The organism is Streptomyces sp. NPDC049541 (genome assembly GCF_044465725.1).
Classification (GTDB): Bacteria; Actinomycetota; Actinomycetes; order Streptomycetales; family Streptomycetaceae; genus Streptomyces.
The window spans coordinates 176839-195058 of record NZ_JBITLY010000005.1; the positions used below are offsets into that span (position 1 = coordinate 176839).

The window sequence follows — 18220 nt, forward strand, 5'->3', positions numbered from 1 at the left end:
CGCCTCTGTCCCCCGTGTGCCCTCGTGGGAGGCCGCGAGGAAGGCGGTCGGCAGCCCTTCACGGCACCGTCGACATGCCGCATCGCCACGGCGCGCGGCCTGCGGCGCGGTGGTGCGGCGACCTCTTTGCGGCTCCCCTTGCGCGTGTTCCCGCCGGAACGGTGCGCGGTGAACGTGTCCCATCGTGTGATTTCCCCCTCTGTCTTCACCGCGAAACTGCCGGTTGCGGGATGCTGGCGATAACGTTCGTTCACTCTCCTGGCCGGTTCGGGTACCCAGTACTTGTCGGTAGGGATGGATGCAGTCGCTTCATGGAGGCAGTGATGGGTGTGGCAGCCGGTCCGATCCGCGTGGTAGTGGCCAAGCCGGGGCTCGACGGCCACGATCGCGGGGCCAAGGTGATCGCGCGTGCGCTGCGCGACGCCGGTATGGAGGTCATCTACACCGGCCTTCACCAGACCCCCGAGCAGATCGTCGACACCGCGATCCAGGAGGACGCCGACGCGATCGGGCTGTCGATCCTCTCCGGTGCCCACAACACGCTCTTCGCCGCGGTGATCAAGCTGCTCAAGGAGCGGGACGCCGAGGACATCCTGGTCTTCGGCGGCGGGATCATCCCCGAGGCGGACATCGCTCCGCTGAAGGAGCAGGGCGTCGCGGAGATCTTCACGCCCGGGGCCACGACGCAGTCGATCGTGGACTGGGTGCGGGCCAACGTCAGGCAGCCGGCAGAGGCGTAGGCCTCCGGCGGTGCGGGCGTTGTCCCGTGCGGGTGGGCTGGGATGGCCGGACCTGGGGGCTTCGCCCCCAGACCCCCTTTCGGCCTGACCGGCCTCAAACGCCGGACGGGCTGAAATGTGCTGACCGGCGCCGAAGCAGTGCCGGAGAGCGCCGCAACAGACAGACCCTACGCCCTCAGCTCCTCCGCCATCGCCGCCCGCAACCGCAAGGTCGTCACCAGGCGCTGGAACGCCTCCGCCCAGTAGCCGCCCGCCCCCGGTGAGGCGTCCTCCGTCTCGTCGGGTATCGCCAGCAGGCCGTCGAGGCGGCTCGCCTCGGAGGGGTCGAGGCAGCGTTCGGCCAGACCCATCACTCCGCTGAAGCTCCAGGGATAACTCCCCGCGTCCCGCGCGATGTTGAGCGCGTCCACCACCGCCCGCCCGAGCGGCGCGGACCAGGGCACCACGCACACCCCGAGCAGCTGGAACGCCTCGGAAAGGCCGTGTGCCGCGATGAACCCGGCCACCCAGTCGGCCCGTTCGGCTGGGCTCAGGGTGCCGAGCAGCTTGGCGCGCTCGGCCAGCGACACCGCGCCCGGACCGCCGGCCTCCGGGGCGGACGGGGTTCCGAGGAGCGCCCGGGCCCACTCGGGGTCCCGCTGCCGCGCCGCGGCCCGGCACCAGGCCGCGTGCAGTTCGCTCTGCCAGCCGTCCGTCACCGGCAGGGCCACGATCTGCCCCGGTGTACGCCCGCCCAGCCGCGTGGACCAGGTCCCGAGCGGTGTCGCCTCCACCAACTGACCGAACCACCATGATCGTTCACCCCGTCCTGCCGGAGCCTTGGCCACGACACCATCGCGCTCCATGCTCGCGTCGCACTCGTGCGGAGCCTCAACGGTGATCATCGGTGAGTCGCCCGTGTGGTCGACGGCCACGCAGGCGGCGGCCCTGAGGGCCATCCGCGCGGCGAGCGCCGAGCCCGGCAGTGCGGAGAGCAACTCCGCTGCCGTCGCCCGCACGTTGCGACTGCGGTCGGCCAGCGCCTGTTCCAGGAAGGGCTCGTCCTGCGGGCCGAGTCCCGTGCGCAGCGAGTCGAGGAACATCAGGCGGTCCTCGGCCCGCTCCGTCGACCAGGTCGTGGCGAGCAGTTCACGGGCGGCGGCGGGCTCGCGGGCCCGTATGGCGGACAGCAGCGCCACCCGCTCGGCGAACAGGCCTTCCTCCCACAGGCGCCGGCTCTGCTCCGTGTCCTCGGGGTGCGGCAGGGAGGCGCCCCCGCCCGGGGTCGCACGCAGGGCGAACCGCCAGTCGGGGTTCAGCCGGGCGAGCCACACGGCGCGCGGCCCCGCGAACGCCAGCGCCGCCGGCCGCAGATCCGTACGCCCCCGGGCCGCGTCCAGCAGCGCCGGCAGCGCCTGAGGGGGTGCCGCGAAACCGCGGGCGTTCGCCGCCGCGAGCCACTGGGGCAGCAGCTCCATGAGGTCCGGCGCCGTGCCCCTACGGCCGCCGCCCGTGCCCGGCCGGTCGGCCAGCAGCAGCGCCAGCCTGCGGGCCGCCGCGGGGGGCAGCACGGGCCGTGGGTCCTCGGCAGCCGGTTCGGGCCGTGCGGCCGCCCGCGCCGCCCGCAGCCCGGCCCGCCGCCGAACGGTCTCCGCGGCCGCCGTGTCCAGCAGTGCCACCGGCGCTTCCCGCCCCGGCGCTCCGCCCGGCGGGGTGCGCCGCTCCGTCCCGAGCAGGGCCGCCGTGACGAGTTCCTCCCAGGCACCCGAGGCGGGCGCATGCACCGGCGTCGACGTCGTGTTCATGCGGTTCCTTTCCGTGAAGCTCCCGTCCTTGTGGGCGTCGTCCGGCGGTCCTGCGACTGTCGGGTCAGCACAGCCGCACCGCCTCTCCCGCCCCCTCCGGCCACGCCGTCAGCGGCGTGAAGCCCCGGTGGCCGCACTCCCCGAAGACCTTGACCGGGGCGCCGCCCGAGAGGGCGACCAGGCGCCACAGGCCGGGGTGGGTACGGGCAGCGGGAGTCAGTGGCAGCGCGGCATCCGCGTCGGCGTCCGCCAACTGCCAGGAGTCGCCGTCCGGGACCGGAACCACCCGGTCCAGCGTGACCGGGACGGAATCCAGCCAGGGGTCGTCCCGCAGCGCCTCGCCGTAGCGGGCGGCCGCCTGGGCCGTCGTCACTCCCGGCGGCCGTGTCACCGACGGTGCCGGTGGCGCGAACTGCTCGCCCAAGGCAGCGCGTGGTTGCCCGGCGCCCGGATAGGCGGACACCTCGGCGTCCAGGGTCAGTCCGACGGGGAGCGCCAACTCCGGGGCGCGGCCCGCGGCGCCGTAGGAGAGGAGGAGCGCGGTGCGGCCCGAGTCCGTGCCGTGCAGCCAGATCCTGCGGGTCGTCAGGCGTGCGTCCGCGGTGTCGTACTGGGCGAGGACCAGCCAGCGGTCGCGCAGCGGCGGGCCGTCCGCCGAGCCGGGCAGGCCGATCCGGGAGCGGACCGTCGCCGCCAGGCCGTCCGGGAGCCGTTCGCGGTGCAGCCAGCCCTGGTCGAGGAGATGGAGCAGCGCGCACTCCTCCAGCAGACGCACCGGCCAGCCCGGACCGGACGATGGGATCGCCCCCAACTCCCGCACCCGGGCGGCCAGTCCAGGGGCCTGGGCGTCGACCATGCGGGCCGCGGTCTCCTCCCACAGCCCGTACCCCGCCTGCTCCGCGCTCGCCAGACCGCCGCGCAGCAGATCCGCCAGGCGCTGCTCCAACTCCGTCGCACCCGCGGTGATCCGCTCGGCCCTGCGCTCCGCCCGGCGCCGCGCGGCCTCCGGATCACCGGACCCGGACGAGGAACCGGCCGCCCCCGCCGCCCGCTTCTGCTCGGCGCGCTGCCTTCTCCCCTCTATCCACTGCTCCGCCCAGTCCGGCGCCTGCGCCGCCGGCACCGCACCGTCCCCGCCCGCCCAGAGCAGCAGCAGCCCGAGCGCGTGCTTGCACGGGAACTTGCGGCTCGGGCAACTGCACTTGTACGCGGGGCCCGCCGCATCCGCGATGTCCACAACCGTCTGATACGGCTTGCTGCCACTGCCCTTGCACTGCCCCCACACCGCCCCCTCGTCTGAACTCCCCGCCTCGGACCACGGCCCCGCCGCGCCGAGTTTGCTGCCCGCTTTGCGTGACGCGGCGTCAGGCGCCAGCGCCAGCACCTGATCCGCGCTCCAGCGCACCCCCTGCTGAGTCATGCCATCGAAGGTAGATCCCGCCACTGACAATCGGCCCTGCGAGCGCTCCCGCACAGGCGTTTCCGCAGGTCAGAACAGATTGTCAGTGGCGTAGTGCAACGTGGATGCCAGATCCGAACCGGCCGAGCTGGAGGGGGCCTCAGCCATGTCTGTGTCCGTGGAACCGACGATCGTCGAAGCGGCCGAAGTGCCCGAGAAGGAGCCGGCAGAGGCGTTGCGGCCGCACGCCGAGGACGCCTTCGCCGGTGAACTCGCCGCGCTGGCCGCGCAGGACGACCGCCCGCGCCCGGCCCGCTGGAAGCTGTCGCCGTGGGCAGTGGCGACATACCTGCTCGGCGGCACCCTGCCGGACGGCACGGTGATCACACCGAAGTACGTGGGCCCGCGCCGCATCGTCGAGGTCGCCGTCACCACACTCGCCACCGACCGCGCCCTGCTCCTGCTCGGCGTGCCCGGCACCGCGAAGACCTGGGTGTCCGAGCACCTGGCCGCGGCGGTCAGCGGCGACTCGACGCTGCTCGTGCAGGGCACGGCGGGCACGCCGGAGGAGGCGATCCGGTACGGCTGGAACTACGCGCAGCTGCTGGCCAACGGCCCGAGCCGGGCCGCCCTGGTGCCCAGCCCCGTCATGCGGGCCATGGCGGAGGGGATGACGGCGCGGGTGGAGGAGCTGACCCGTATCCCCGCCGACGTCCAGGACACGCTCATCACGATCCTCTCCGAGAAGACGCTGCCGATACCGGAGTTGGGGCAGGAGGTGCAGGCCGTCCGCGGCTTCAACCTGATCGCCACGGCCAACGACCGGGACCGCGGGGTCAACGACCTCTCCAGCGCCCTGCGCCGCCGCTTCAACACGGTGGTGCTGCCACTGCCGGAGAGCGTCGAGGCCGAGGTCGACATCGTCTCGCGCCGCGTCGACCAGATCGGCCGCTCGCTCGACCTGCCGGCCGTGCCCGAGGGCATCGACGAGATCCGCCGGGTCGTGACCGTCTTCCGCGAGCTGCGTGACGGGGTCACGTCCGACGGGCGTACGAAGCTCAAGTCGCCGAGCGGCACGCTGTCGACGGCGGAGGCGATCTCGGTCATCACCAGCGGACTCGCCCTGGCCTCCCACTTCGGTGACGGTGTGCTGCGGGCCGGTGACGTCGCCGCGGGCATCCTCGGCGCCGTCGTCCGCGACCCGGCGGCCGACCGGGTCATCTGGCAGGAGTACCTGGAGGCGGTCGTGCGCGAGCGCGAGGGCTGGAAGGACTTCTACCGGGCCTGCCGTGAGGTGAGCGCGTGAACGACCTGGGGTGGGGCCGTTCGGGCGGGAGCGGCGGAAACAACGGGAGCAAGGGATCGGGCGGGGGCCGGGTATCGGGCGGACCGGTGTGCAGGGCGCACGAGGACGGCGTGTGCGGCGGGGACGGCAGCGGCCTGGAGGGCGCCCGGAAGGCATCCGGCGGCCGTATTCGAGGGGCGCGATGACCAGGACGACGAGGGGGACGGCGTGACAGGGACGGCGAGGGGCGGGAGCGGCGCGGCCGGCGGTGGGCCGCTGCTGCTCGGCATACGACATCACGGACCCGGCTCGGCACGAGCGGTACGGGCGGCGCTGGACGCCGCCCGGCCCCTGGCCGTGCTGATCGAGGGGCCGCCCGAGGCCGACGTACTGATCCCGCTGGCCGCCGAGGAGGACATGCGCCCGCCGGTCGCCCTCCTCGCCCACGCGGTGGACGAGCCCGGCCGCTCGGCGTTCTGGCCGCTCGCCGAGTTCTCCCCGGAGTGGGTGGCGATCCGGTGGGCGCTGGAGCACGACGTACCGGCGCGCTTCATCGACTTGCCGGCCACTCACACCCTGGCGTGGAGCAAGGACACGGAGGGCGAACTCGGCGGGGGAGCGGGCGACGGACGCGAGGGCGACGCCGAGGGGGCCGCGGGCGGCGACGGTGCCGAGCGCGAGGGCGGGGCCGACTCCGGTGCCGGGGCAGGATCGCAAGCCGACTCCGGGTCCGGTGGTGCCGCAGTGCTCCGGGCCAGGCCAGACGCCGACCCCGGCGCGGCAGCCGACACCGGATCCGACGCCGAGGCCGATGCCGAGACCGGAGCCGGATCCAACGCCGAGACCGGAACCGGCTCCAGGGTCGATGTCACCCCTGACACCGGCAGGCGTGCCGACGCCGATCCGGGTGCCGACCGCGATGGCCGGCCCTCTGCCGACAGGTCGGCCAGGGAGACCGACGTCCGTATCGACCCGCTCGCCGTGCTCGCCGAAGCCGCCGGGTACGACGACCCGGAGCGGTGGTGGGAGGACGTCGTCGAGCACCGGGGGTTGGGGGAGGGGGACGCATTCGCGCCGTTCCTGGTGCTCGAAGAGGCCATGGGGGCGCTGCGGGAGGCGTACGGCAGCGGGGGACATGACCGGGACCTCGTACGGGAGGCGTACATGCGGCTCCAGGTGCGGGCTGCGCAGCGTGAGTTCGGGGACGCCGTGGCTGTCGTGTGCGGGGCCTGGCATGTGCCCGCGCTGCGGCAGAAGACGGCCGTCGCAGCCGACCGGGCGCTGGTGAAGGGGCTGCCCAAGGTCAAGACGGACATGACATGGGTGCCGTGGACGTACCGGAGGCTCGCACGGGTCAGCGGATACGGGGCGGGCATCGACTCGCCGGGCTGGTACGGGCATCTCTTCGCCGCCCCGGACCGCCCGGTCGAGCGGTGGATGACCAAGGTCGCCGGGCTGCTGCGGGGCGAGGACCGGATCGTCTCCTCGGCGCATGTCATCGAGGCGGTGCGGCTGGCGCAGACGCTCGCGGCGATGCGGGGCCGCCCGTTGCCGGGGCTCGGCGAGACGACCGATGCCGTGCGCGCGGTGATGTGCGAGGGCTCGGACGTACCGCTGGCGCTGGTGCACGACCGGCTGGTCGTCGGGGATGTGCTGGGGGAGGTGCCGCAGGCGGCGCCAGCGGTGCCCTTGCAGCGGGACCTGGACCGGATCCAGCGACGGCTGCGGCTCAAACCGGAGCCGCTGGAGCGGGAGTTGGAGCTCGACCTGCGCAAGGAGACCGACGCAGGCCGCAGCAGGCTGCTGCACCGACTGCGGTTGCTGGGCGTGGCGTGGGGTGAACCGGTGGCTTCGCGGGGGAGCACGGGGACGTTCCGGGAGACATGGCGGCTGCGCTGGGAGCCGGAGCTGGCCGTGCGGGTGGCGGAGGCCGGGGTGTGGGGCACGACGGTGCTCGCCGCCGCGACGGCCAAGGCGGAGGCGGACGCCGTCGCCGCACAGGCCCTGGCCGATGTCACCGGACTCGCCGAGCGCTGCCTGCTGGCCGAACTCCCCCAGGCGCTCCCGGTGGTGATGCAGGTCCTCGCCGACCGGGCCGCGCTCGACACGGACGTCGGCCACCTCGCGCAGGCCCTGCCCGCCCTGGTCCGCTCCCTCCGGTACGGCGATGTGCGCGGCACGGACACAGGAGCGCTGGCCGGGGTGGCCGCGGGCCTCGCCGAGCGGATATTCGTCGGTCTGCCCCCGGCCTGCGCGGCCCTGGACGCGGACGCCGCCGAGGAGATGCGGCGCCATGTGGACGCGGTGCACGGGGCGGTGGGGCTGCTGGGCGAGGCGACCGCGCCGGACCACCGCGAACTGCGGGGCCGCTGGCACTCGGTGCTGCGCGTGCTGTCAGTGCGGGACACCGTGCCCGGTGTGATCCGTGGGCGGGCCGTGCGGCTGTTGCTCGACGGCGGGGAGTTGGGGCAGGACGAGGCGGCACGGCTCATGGGTCTCGTGCTGTCGCCGGGGACTCCGCCGGGGGATGCCGCCGCCTGGATCGAGGGGTTCGTCGGCGGAGGGTCCGGCGGCGGAATGCTTCTCGTGCACGACGAACGGCTGCTCGGGCTGGTCGACTCTTGGCTGACCGGGGTGCCGGCGGAGGCGTTCACGGACGTACTGCCCCTGCTGCGGCGGACGTTCTCGGCGTACGAGCCGGGGGTGCGCCGGACGCTGGGCGAGCTCGTCCGGCGCGGACCGGGGCAGCGGGGGAGCGTGACGGCCGCCGGCTCCGGCGTACCGGGCTTCGCGGCCGACTTCGACCCCGGGCGCGCGGACGCCGTGCTGCCGGTGGTCCGGCTGCTGCTGGGCCTGGACGGACCGGACCACCAGGGCGGAGTGGAAGAGGACATCGACAACGACCTTGCGGGGGTGGCGGGATGACGAAGGACGGACTGACGCAGGCCCAGGAGGACGTCGGCACAACGGCCGTCGGCAGCAACAGGAGCGGCAACAGGAATCGCGGCAGGTACGGGGGCACGGCGAAGGACCGTCCGGCGGTCGCCGTCGCCGTGATGCCGCTCTGGGACCGGCCTTGCACGGGGGTGAGCCGATGACGGCCGAGGCGATGGACCCGGCAGCCCCGGCGCAGGAGCGGCTGCGACGCTGGCGGCTGGTGCTCGGGGGCGACGCCGCCGACGGCACGGGATGCACTCTGTCGGGGCAGGACAGCGCGATGGACGGGGCGTTGGCCGCGCTCTACGGGAAGGGCGACAAACAAGGCCAGGCGGGGCGGGACCGGTCGGCGGGGCTCGGGGCGTCGGCGCCCTCGGTGGCGCGCTGGCTCGGGGACATCCGGACGTACTTCCCCTCCTCCGTGGTCCAGGTCATGCAACGCGACGCCATCGACCGGCTCGGGCTGTCCGCGCTGCTGCTGGAGCCGGAGATGCTGGAGGCAGTGGAGGCCGACGTCCACCTCGTCGGCACGCTGCTCTCGCTCAACAAGGCGATGCCGGAGACGACCAAGGAGACGGCACGGGCTGTTGTGCGCAAGGTCGTGGAGGACCTGGAGAAGCGGCTCGCCACCCGCACTCGGGCCACCCTCACCGGCGCCCTCGACCGCAGCGCCCGGATCAACCGCCCGCGCCACCACGACATCGACTGGAACCGCACCATCGCGGCCAACCTCAAGCACTACCTGCCCGAGTACCGGACGATCGTGCCGGAGCGGCTCATCGGCTACGGGCGGGCGTCCCAGTCCGTGAAGAAGGAAGTCGTCCTCTGCATCGACCAGTCGGGGTCGATGGCGGCATCCGTGGTCTACGCGTCCGTGTTCGGGGCGGTGCTCGCGTCCATGCGGTCGATCAACACGCGACTCGTCGTCTTCGACACGGCGGTGGTGGACCTCACCGACCAGCTCGACGACCCGGTGGACGTGCTGTTCGGCACGCAGCTGGGCGGTGGTACGGACATCAACCGGGCACTGGCCTACTGCCAGTCGCAGATCACCCGGCCCGCCGAGACGGTGGTCGTGCTCATCAGCGATCTCTACGAAGGCGGGATTCGGAACGAGATGCTCAAGCGGGTCGCCGCGATGAAGGCGTCCGGAGTGCAGTTCGTCACGCTGCTCGCGCTCTCGGACGAAGGGGCGCCGGCCTACGACCGCGAGCACGCGGCCGCGCTCGCCGCGCTGGGGGCACCGGCGTTCGCCTGCACGCCCGATCTCTTCCCCGAAGTGATGGCGGCGGCCATCGAGAAGCGACCGCTGCCCATACCTGACACCGCATGACCGGACACGGCACGGCATGACCGGAAACGGCGCGACCGGGCGGACAGGGAACGGTCACTGACGATTTGTCGATGCATCGTCGTCCGACTTCGCCCAGCAAAACGGACATGCCTACCCATCAGTAACAGGGGGCTTGCGCAACCTCGGGAGGGCCGTGCGAGGATCGACGCCTCATCAGTGGCGCGCCGTTGCGCCGCCTCGTCCGTACCGCACCGCGTCGCGCCGACTCGTAGCTCGTTACGGCTCGTTACGTGAAATTCGTTCCGCCGCACGGGAGGACCACCCCCTCTTGACCTGGCCAGCAGCCCTGCCCGGTGCCGCTCTGCGCGTGATGCGCACGGCGGCCGGACGGCGTGCGCTGCAAGTGGTCCTGCTGGTGGGCGGGTTGTTCGCGCTGGGGTTCCTCTGCGGGGAACAGGCGCATGCGGCGGAGAGGGCGCCGGCCGCCTCCTCGTCCGAGGTCGTGGCGACCGCTCCGGCGGACGGCGTCCGGGCGTTGACGAGCGACACAGCCGCTACGGTCACTCGGCTCACGCAGGCACCCCGGCCTCAGCCTGCCGCTCCGGACAAGCCCAAGCCGACGCCCCCCGCCGCACCGGCACCGGTCTCGGCACCGGCCGATCCCGGCCAGGCCCTCACTCCGTTGAGTGAGCTCGTCCGCTCGGTGGCTGATCGTGTCGTACCGCCGGCCGGTGGTCCGGTGGAGAGGGTGACCGCCGGGCTGGGCAGGGTGACCGCGCAGATACCGCCGTTGTCGTCGTTGTCCGCCCTGCCGGGGCTGCCCGGGTCCCCGTCGATGCCTGGCCTGCCCACCTTGCCCGGCTTTCCTTCGGCGCCGGGCCGGATACTTCCCGCGCCCGTCGCGCAGGCGCCGCAGCCGGGTGTCGCAGGGCGCCCGGCGACGGAAGGTGCCGTGGACGACAGGCGCTCCGCAGCGGCCGCGAGCGGCACGGCGCACGGGCCGCGGCTCGTCGTGGACGTGACCGCGGGCGACGCCACCACCGTGCAGGGCAGTGGCCGCAGGGCCGCAGGCGCCGGGTACACCCCGGAACAGCAGGCCCCCGGCGGCGACCCGGCCGGTGTTCCGGCCAACCGGGCCGCGGTCGACAACGGCACCTCGAGGCACGGTGACGCACACGCCGTCGCCCTGAACCACCGGCCGTTCGTGCGGCTGGTGCCCGGCGCGGCCGTTCGCGCCGCCGTGGCCGGTACCCGGGACAGGCACCGGGACATTCCCGTATTCCCCGGCTAGGGCAGGCCCTCCCCCCGCCACGGACCTGCCGCGCGGGGGTGGAGCAGGTCTGCCCGCCCGTCCGGACACCTCTTCGTTCTCCGGACGCAAACCGCCGACTCCGCTGGTCCCGACTCCCCGGACCAGGACCGGACACGGCGCCGGAATTGTCCCCAAGCCTTTCGAAGAAGCCCCGGAACTCCCCGGATCTCCCCCGAGATCAAGGAGCGCGGAGCTTCCCGGGATCTAAGGATCTGACGCACGCATGAACAAGAACATCCGCCGCTCCATCGTCATAGCCGCCGGTGTCACCGGCGCATGGGCGCTCGGTTCGGCCGTCGCCAGCGCCGACGAGTTGCCCTCTTCCTCCCTGTCCGTGTCCGACACGACCACCGATCCCACCACCGATCCCGCCACCGACGCGACCGTCGACTCCGGCAGCACCCTCGGCGCGCTGACCGACACCGTCACCGGCACGGTCGACGGCGTCGTCACCGGCGTCCAGCACACCGTCTCCGGCGTCACCGGCACGGCCGGCTCCACCGCGGCCGAGGCGACCTCCACGGTCACGGGCGCGAAGAAGTCTGCGCCCGGCGGCACCGCCGAGCAGGCCCGTAGGTACGTCGACGCCAAGGTGTCCGCCCCGCAGGCGGTCAAGAACGCCTCCAAGGTCAAGGGCGCCGCCGCCATCCAGGGCGCCAAGGCCGCTCGCGCCGCGCAGGCCGAGGCCAAGTCCGCGGCCGCCCGGGGTGTCACCACCGTCACCGACACGACCTCCTCCCCGCGGGGCGAGGTCGACTACCTCTTCGGCCCCCTCGCCGCCTTCGCGCCGGAGCTGGAGCAGGCGCTGGCGGCCGCCCAGACCAAGCTCCAGGGTGTGCAGTCGGCGGCCCGCACCCGGGCGCAGGGCGTCGACGGCGTCGTGCGGACGAAGGCGCAGCAGACCGTCGCGGGCGCGGGCCGCACCGCGGCGGGCGTTCAGGACCGTGCCGCGGGCGTGCCGGGTCTCGCGCAGGGTGAGGCCGGTGTCGTCGCCGGTGCCGCCCAGGCCTCCGTGGCCGGGGTTCCCGGCCATGTCACGGGCACGGTCGGCGGGGTCGAGCAGAAGGTCGTCGGCACCGTGAAGAGCGTTCCCGGCACGGTCACCCCGGTCGTCGCGGAGACGGCCGCGGTCGTCGTGCCGCCCCTCGCCGGCCACGCCGTGCAGGGCGCGACGCCGGTCGCCGGACAGGCGGTGGCGGGCGCCGTCCCGGTCGCCCGGCAGACCGTCGCCGGGGTCGCGCCCACGGCCACCCACGCCGTGGCCGGAGTGACGCAGGTCGCCACGGGCGCCGTGAGCGGCGTGCTGCCGGTCGCCACCGGCGCGGTGCACGACGTGCTGCCCGTCGCGGGCGGCGCCGTGACCGGGGTCGGGCAGACCGCCGGTCACACGGTCGGCGCCGCGACGGCGCTGGCGTACGGCATGGTGGCCGACGTCCGGCCGGTGGCGGGCGGGGTCGTCGAGGGCGTGCAGCCGGTGGTCTCTCACGCGGTGCGAGGCGTCCGGCCGGTGGCGGGAGGCGTCGCCCAGGGTGTGGCTCCCCTCGCCGGCGGCGCGGTGTCCGATGTGCAGGCCGTCGCCGGTGGTGCCGTGCACGGCGTGGCGCCGGTCGCCGGTGGTGTCGTCGCGGACGTCCCGTCGTACGCCACCGGTCTGGTCGGCCAGGTCACCGAGGACGCGACGGTCGCCGTGCTGCCGCCGGTCGTGCACACCGCCGTGGACGGCTTGCTGCCGGTCGCCGGGCAGGCCGTGGCGGACGCGGGCGGGCTGGCGTACGGCGTCACGGGTGACGTCCGGCCGTTCGCCGGTGGGATCGCCGACGACGTGGCGCCGCTCGCGTACGGCGTGGCCGGTGACGCGACCGGCCTGGGGTACGGCGTCGCCGGGCAGGTGCCGCATTTCGCGCAGGGTGTCACCGAGGCCGCCCAGCCCGTCGTCGACCTCGTCGAGCCGGTGGTCCAGGGCGTCGGTGGCAGCGCGACGACGCTCGTGTACGGCGTCGCGGGGGAGGTCACTCCCTTCGCGTACGGCGTCGTCGGGGACGTCGACCCCTTCGCCCACGGCGTCGTGGGCCAGGTCGCGCCCTTCGCCGGGGACCTGACCGACACCGTCCGGTCCACCGGCGGCCCGCTCGCCGGACACGCCGTCACCGGCGTCCAGGGCGTCACCGAGTCGATCACGCCGGGCTACGTGCGGAACGTGCAGTACGGCGTCTGACGCCCGACCGACTCCGCGGTCCCAGGGACCCGGACGGCCGAAAGCCGTCGGACCGGCCGGCCCGAACCCCGCGGATGGAGCCAGGTGATCCCCATTGGGGTGGGGATCAACTGCTCCGAGCCCCCCTTCGGGGCTGAACAGGGGGCCTCACCGGGTCAACCCCAGCCCGGTGAGGCCCTTGCCCCGTGCGTGCCCCGGACGCCTTTGCGGACGGTGCCCGGCCCTCACATCCGGCACGCCGTGCCAGTGAGCGCGGCATCATGTGACAGGTATCACCGCTCAGGTGTGACCCTCGATTTAGGGGCCCTCCGCAAGCAGCGATAACCTGCGAGACGGACATGCCGCGCGCTCGGACACCGTGTGCGCCTCCCCTGTGACTAGCGGACGTCACGTTGCCCTTCGCGGCACGCCCACGCATCCAACGAACCGCGAGATCACTGATAGGGACGGAAGCGCGTGGACCTGTTCGAGTACCAGGCGAGGGACCTCTTCGCCAAGCACGATGTACCGGTGCTGGCCGGTGAAGTCATCGACACGCCTGAGGCGGCCCGCGCAGCCACCGAGCGGCTCGGTGGCAAGTCTGTCGTCAAGGCCCAGGTGAAGGTCGGCGGCCGTGGCAAGGCCGGTGGCGTGAAGCTCGCCGCCACCCCGGACGAGGCGGTCGAGCACGCGACCAACATCCTCGGCATGGACATCAAGGGCCACACGGTCCACAAGGTGATGATCGCCGAGACGGCGCCGGAGATCGTGGAGGAGTACTACGTCTCCTTCCTCCTCGACCGCGCCAACCGCACCTTCCTCTCCATCGCCTCCGTCGAGGGCGGCATGGAGATCGAGGAGGTGGCGGCCACCCGCCCCGAGGCCGTCGCCAAGACGCCGATCGACGCCAACGAGGGTGTGACCGAGGAGAAGGCCCGCGAGATCGTCGCGGCCGCCAAGTTCCCGGCCGAGGTCGCCGACAAGGTCGTGAACGTCCTCGTCAAGCTGTGGGACACCTTCATCAAGGAGGACGCCCTCCTGGTCGAGGTCAACCCGCTGGCCAAGGTCGCCTCCGGTGACGTCATCGCCCTGGACGGCAAGGTCTCGCTGGACGAGAACGCCGAGTTCCGCCAGCCGGAGCACGAGGCCCTCCAGGACAAGGACGCGGCCAACCCGCTCGAGGCCGCCGCCAAGGAGAAGAACCTCAACTACGTCAAGCTCGACGGCGAGGTCGGCATCATCGGCAACGGCGCGGGTCTCGTCATGAGCACCCTGGACGTCGTCGCGTACGCCGGTGAGAACCACGGCGGCGTGAAGCCGGCCAACTTCCTCGACATCGGCGGTGGCGCCTCCGCGGCCGTCATGGCGAACGGCCTGGAGATCATCCTCGGCGACCCGGACGTCAAGTCCGTCTTCGTCAACGTCTTCGGCGGCATCACCGCCTGCGACGAGGTCGCCAACGGCATCGTCCAGGCGCTGAAGCTCCTGGAGGACAAGGGCGAGGAAGTCACCAAGCCCCTCGTCGTCCGTCTGGACGGCAACAACGCCGAGCTGGGTCGCAAGATCCTCTCCGACGCCAACCACCCGCTGGTGCAGCGCGTGGACACCATGGACGGCGCGGCCGACAAGGCCGCCGAGCTCGCGGCTGCGAAGTAAGGGACGAGGGACACACAGCCATGGCTATCTTCCTCAACAAGGACAGCAAGGTCATCGTCCAGGGCATGACCGGCTCCACGGGCATGAAGCACACCAAGCTCATGCTCGCCGACGGCACCAACATCGTCGGTGGCGTCAACCCGCGCAAGGCGGGCACGACCGTTGACGTCGACGGCACCGAGATCCCGGTCTTCGGCACCGTCGCCGAGGCGATCGAGAAGACGGGCGCGAACGTGTCCGTCCTCTTCGTGCCGCCGGCCTTCGCCAAGGCCGCCGTCGTCGAGGCCATCGACGCCGAGATCCCGCTCGCGGTCGTCATCACCGAGGGCATCGCGGTCCACGACTCGGCCGCGTTCTACGCGTACGCCGTGTCCAAGGGCAACAAGACCCGGATCATCGGCCCGAACTGCCCCGGTCTCATCACCCCGGGCCAGTCGAACGCCGGCATCATCCCGGGCGACATCACCAAGCCGGGCCGCATCGGCCTGGTCTCGAAGTCCGGCACGCTGACGTACCAGATGATGTACGAGCTGCGTGACATCGGTTTCTCCTCGGCCGTCGGCATCGGTGGCGACCCGGTCATCGGTACGACGCACATCGACGCGCTCGCCGCGTTCGAGGCCGACCCCGACACCGACCTGATCGTGATGATCGGTGAGATCGGTGGCGACGCCGAGGAGCGCGCCGCCGCGTTCATCAAGGAGAACGTGTCGAAGCCGGTCGTCGGCTACGTCGCGGGCTTCACCGCGCCCGAGGGCAAGACCATGGGCCACGCGGGTGCCATCGTCTCCGGCTCGTCCGGTACGGCTGCCGCCAAGAAGGAGGCCCTCGAGGCCGCCGGTGTCAAGGTCGGCAAGACGCCTACCGAGACGGCGAAGCTGGCGCGGGAGATCCTCGCCGGCTGAACGGCTTTCCAGCTGCGCGTTGGTGGGCCCGTTCCCCTGGGTGGGGGCGGGCCCACCGGCGTTGTGGCCGGCCGCGCCGGGCGGGTGCCGCCGCTATTGAGTCAGCGGTACGAGCCTTTCCGGCCCGTGTGCCGTTGCCCCCCGCAGCTTCGCCCGTAGTTGCGCCTCCCCCCGTGACAGCGCCCCAAGAGCCACCCGTGGTGGGACCCCCCGCACGGCTGCGCCCGGCGGCACCGGGGCCTCGTAGTGCGTGGGGGCCGTACGCAGGGCCAGGGCCGTGGTGCCGATCAGGGCCGTCGTGAAGGCGATGGCGGCCCGCGTCCAGAAGCGGGCGCTGCGTTCGCCGCGACTGCGGACCGCCGGTGGTCCGGGGGCGGGCTGCCGCTCCGTGGAGGCCAGTTCGACCAGGCGACGGTTCAACTCGGACGGGTCCGCAAGTTCCGGCAGACGTGCGGCGATCGCCTCGCGCGCGTGCAGCAGCCGGTGCGCCGCCGCCGGAGTGCTCGCCTCCGCCTCGGCCGCCGTCTCCGGCAGATCGAGGCCGACACCGTCGTAGAGCAGCAGCGCCCGGCGGTACGACGGCGGAAGTTCCATCAGTACGTTCATCAGCTCGCGGTCGCGCCGGTCGACGAGCGGCGGCTCGGGGCGGCGCCGCAGGCCGGGGCGGAACCGGTGCCAGGGCGAGAGCGCGTACTCGTACGCCGTCGCCCGCACCCACCCCGCCGGATCGCGGTCGACGGCCACCTCGGGCCAGCGCTGCCAGGCGAGTTGGAAGGCCCGCTCGACCGACTCGCGCGCCAGCTCGCGCCGCCCGGTGAGCAGGAACGTCTGCCGTACGAGGGCGGGGGCGCAGAACGCGTACAGCGCGTCGAAGGCCTGAGCCGGCGTCAGCTCCGGCGCCAGCGGGCTCGCAGGGTTCGGCGTCACGGGGCGCCCTTTCGTACGAAAAAGTACATAAACGTATATTGAGCGACACTTCGGCGGTTTGCCTATTACGGCGATAAAGCGCGTGTCGTTGGGAGCATGGCGGTCGTGATCCAGACGACTGCTCGCCGAGCTCCGTTGCCGTACCTGCGTGCCCGGATCCGGGCCAGGATGCGGGACCGATCGCCCGGCCTTGGCGCCGGAGTGGCGGGCGGTGCGGTGGCCGCCGGGCTGGGGCTCGGGGCGATCACCGTGCTGGTGATGGTGTTCTGGATCAGTTCGCCGTACCCCGACAGCGGGCCCGGCGGTGCGCTGCACGTCGCCGCCGCGCTGTGGCTGCTGGCGCACGGCACCGAACTGCTCCGCACCGACACGCTCTCGGGTGTCCCCGCCCCGGTGGGGGTCACTCCGCTGCTGCTCTTCGCGGTGCCGGTGCTGCTGGTGCACCGGGCGGCACGGGACGTGGTGTACGGCGGCGAGGAGGACGGGCCGCTGCTGTCCGCCCGTACGGCCTGGGCGGGCGTCGTCCTCGGCTACCTCGGCGTCGGCGCGGCCGCGGCACTGTACGCCTCGGGCGGGGAGCTGCGGCCCTCGTGGGGGCGGGCCATGCTGTGCCTGCCGGTGCTCGTCATGGTGATGGCGGGGGCCGGGGTGTGGACCGCGTACGGGCATCCGCGCCGGGCGTTCGACGGCGTGCTGAAGCTGCTGCCGTCCGGTCTGCGCAGCTTCGTCCGCGGGCCGGGCTCCCACTCCCGCCTGGGCATCGCGGCGCGGTCCGCGGGGGCCGGTGCGGCGGTGCTCGTCGGGGGCGGGGCGGCGCTGGTGGCGGTGTCGCTGGCGTGGCACGGCGGGACGGCGCGGGTCTCCTTCCTGCAGCTCACGGAGGGCTGGTCGGGCCGTTTCGCGGTGCTGTTCCTGTGCCTGGTGCTGGTGCCGAACGCGGCCGTGTGGGGGGCGGCGTATGCCCTCGGGCCCGGGTTCGTGCTCGGCACGGGGCATGTGGTGGACCCGCTGTCCTCGGCGCCGGCCCCGCTGCTGCCACCGTTTCCGCTGCTTGCCGCGGTGCCGGACGCGGGGGCCGGGGGGTGGCCGAACTGGGTCGCGGGAGCGGTACCGGTGGCGGCCGGACTGGCGGTGGGGTGGTTCGTGGGCGGGGCGGAAGCGCGCGGTGCGTCCTCCTCGGCGGACGCCGGAACCTCCGGTGCCCGGCGGACCGCAGGCACCGCCCTGCTCGCGGCGCTGCTGTGCGGGGCCGCCATGGCCGTGCTCGCGACGATGGCAGGCGGGCGGCTCGGCGTCGGGGAGCTTGCCAGGTTCGGGCCGGTGTGGTGGGAGACGGGGGGTGCGGCGGCCGTGTGGACGGCGGTTGCGGCGATTCCGACGGCGGTCGGCGTACGGGCCTGGCGGTGCCGGACGCGCCGGACGCGCGGGGTCGCCCCCGCGTCGAACACCCTCGATCTTCGGCCGAAGCCCATCGACCCGAAAGCGAAGATCGTCGAGCCGAGGCCGGAGGCCGAGGACTCGAAGCCGGAGAAGCCGGAGAAGGCAAAGGGCAGGGGCCGCTTCTGGAAGAAGAAGGCGGCTTCCGCCGGGGCGCAGAATCCGGCAGACGCCGGGACGCCCTCCGCCCCCTACGACCAGGACGACACGTACGGCGCGCTCCGCGACCAGGAGGAGGCGGGCTTCGGGCCGTACGACTTCCTGCCCGCCGAACCCTCACCCCAGCCGCCGACCTCCTGGCCCGGCGAGGCCACCCGCGAGTCCCGCTGGGCGGCCCTCAAGGACGTGTC

Annotated in this window: 12 protein-coding genes; 9 read left to right on the top strand and 3 right to left on the bottom strand. The window is 73.3% G+C overall.

The window, feature by feature from the left end:
- Nucleotides 1–323 precede the first annotated feature (323 nt).
- Nucleotides 324–740: a cobalamin B12-binding domain-containing protein gene (locus tag ACIBW9_RS20130; RefSeq protein ID WP_351462844.1), complete on the top strand. Its 417-nt coding sequence runs from the start codon at nt 324–326 to the stop codon at nt 738–740.
- Nucleotides 741–907: 167 nt separating this feature from the next.
- On the opposite strand, the gene ACIBW9_RS20135 is transcribed toward ACIBW9_RS20130, so the two are convergent.
- Both ACIBW9_RS20135 and ACIBW9_RS20140 read right to left on the bottom strand, forming a co-directional pair.
- Nucleotides 908–2524, bottom strand: coding sequence for a DUF5691 domain-containing protein (locus tag ACIBW9_RS20135; protein ID WP_398956778.1), 1617 nt, complete (start codon nt 2522–2524; stop codon nt 908–910).
- Between the two features lie 64 nt (nt 2525–2588).
- Nucleotides 2589–3944: an SWIM zinc finger family protein gene (locus ACIBW9_RS20140; protein WP_398956779.1), complete on the bottom strand. Its 1356-nt coding sequence runs from the start codon at nt 3942–3944 to the stop codon at nt 2589–2591.
- A 145-nt stretch (nt 3945–4089) separates the two neighbouring features.
- On the opposite strand from ACIBW9_RS20140, the gene ACIBW9_RS20145 reads away from it, so the two are divergent.
- The 7 genes from ACIBW9_RS20145 to sucD all read left to right on the top strand — a co-directional run bounded on the left by ACIBW9_RS20145 (nt 4090) and on the right by sucD (nt 15506).
- Complete coding sequence (locus tag ACIBW9_RS20145) at nt 4090–5229, top strand: AAA family ATPase (RefSeq protein ID WP_398956781.1); 1140 nt, start codon at nt 4090–4092, stop codon at nt 5227–5229.
- A gap of 207 nt (nt 5230–5436) precedes the next feature.
- Nucleotides 5437–8133: a DUF5682 family protein gene (locus ACIBW9_RS20150; protein ID WP_398956783.1), complete on the top strand. Its 2697-nt coding sequence runs from the start codon at nt 5437–5439 to the stop codon at nt 8131–8133.
- A 169-nt stretch (nt 8134–8302) separates the two neighbouring features.
- Nucleotides 8303–9478, top strand: a complete 1176-nt coding sequence (locus ACIBW9_RS20155; RefSeq protein ID WP_398956785.1) for a VWA domain-containing protein — start codon at nt 8303–8305, stop codon at nt 9476–9478.
- Nucleotides 9479–9767: 289 nt separating this feature from the next.
- Nucleotides 9768–10730 carry a hypothetical protein gene (locus ACIBW9_RS20160; RefSeq protein ID WP_398956787.1) on the top strand — a complete coding sequence of 321 codons (963 nt, stop codon included), beginning with the start codon at nt 9768–9770 and terminating at the stop codon, nt 10728–10730.
- Nucleotides 10731–10974: 244 nt separating this feature from the next.
- Nucleotides 10975–12966 carry a hypothetical protein gene (locus ACIBW9_RS20165; RefSeq protein WP_398956789.1) on the top strand — a complete coding sequence of 664 codons (1992 nt, stop codon included), beginning with the start codon at nt 10975–10977 and terminating at the stop codon, nt 12964–12966.
- Nucleotides 12967–13422: 456 nt separating this feature from the next.
- Nucleotides 13423–14601: an ADP-forming succinate--CoA ligase subunit beta gene (gene sucC, locus ACIBW9_RS20170; RefSeq protein ID WP_344404567.1), complete on the top strand. Its 1179-nt coding sequence runs from the start codon at nt 13423–13425 to the stop codon at nt 14599–14601.
- Between the two features lie 20 nt (nt 14602–14621).
- Nucleotides 14622–15506 (top strand): succinate--CoA ligase subunit alpha, encoded by an 885-nt coding sequence (sucD, locus tag ACIBW9_RS20175; RefSeq protein ID WP_232647486.1) that lies wholly within the window; start codon nt 14622–14624, stop codon nt 15504–15506.
- 93 nt (nt 15507–15599) lie between these two features.
- Here the strand turns inward: sucD and ACIBW9_RS20180 are convergent, their stop codons facing one another.
- Nucleotides 15600–16433, bottom strand: a complete 834-nt coding sequence (locus tag ACIBW9_RS20180; protein ID WP_398956793.1) for a sigma factor-like helix-turn-helix DNA-binding protein — start codon at nt 16431–16433, stop codon at nt 15600–15602.
- 96 nt (nt 16434–16529) lie between these two features.
- Here ACIBW9_RS20180 and ACIBW9_RS20185 point away from each other — a divergent pair.
- Nucleotides 16530–18220 (top strand): DUF6350 family protein (locus ACIBW9_RS20185; protein ID WP_398956795.1); only part of this gene is annotated, 1691 nt, incomplete at its 3' end.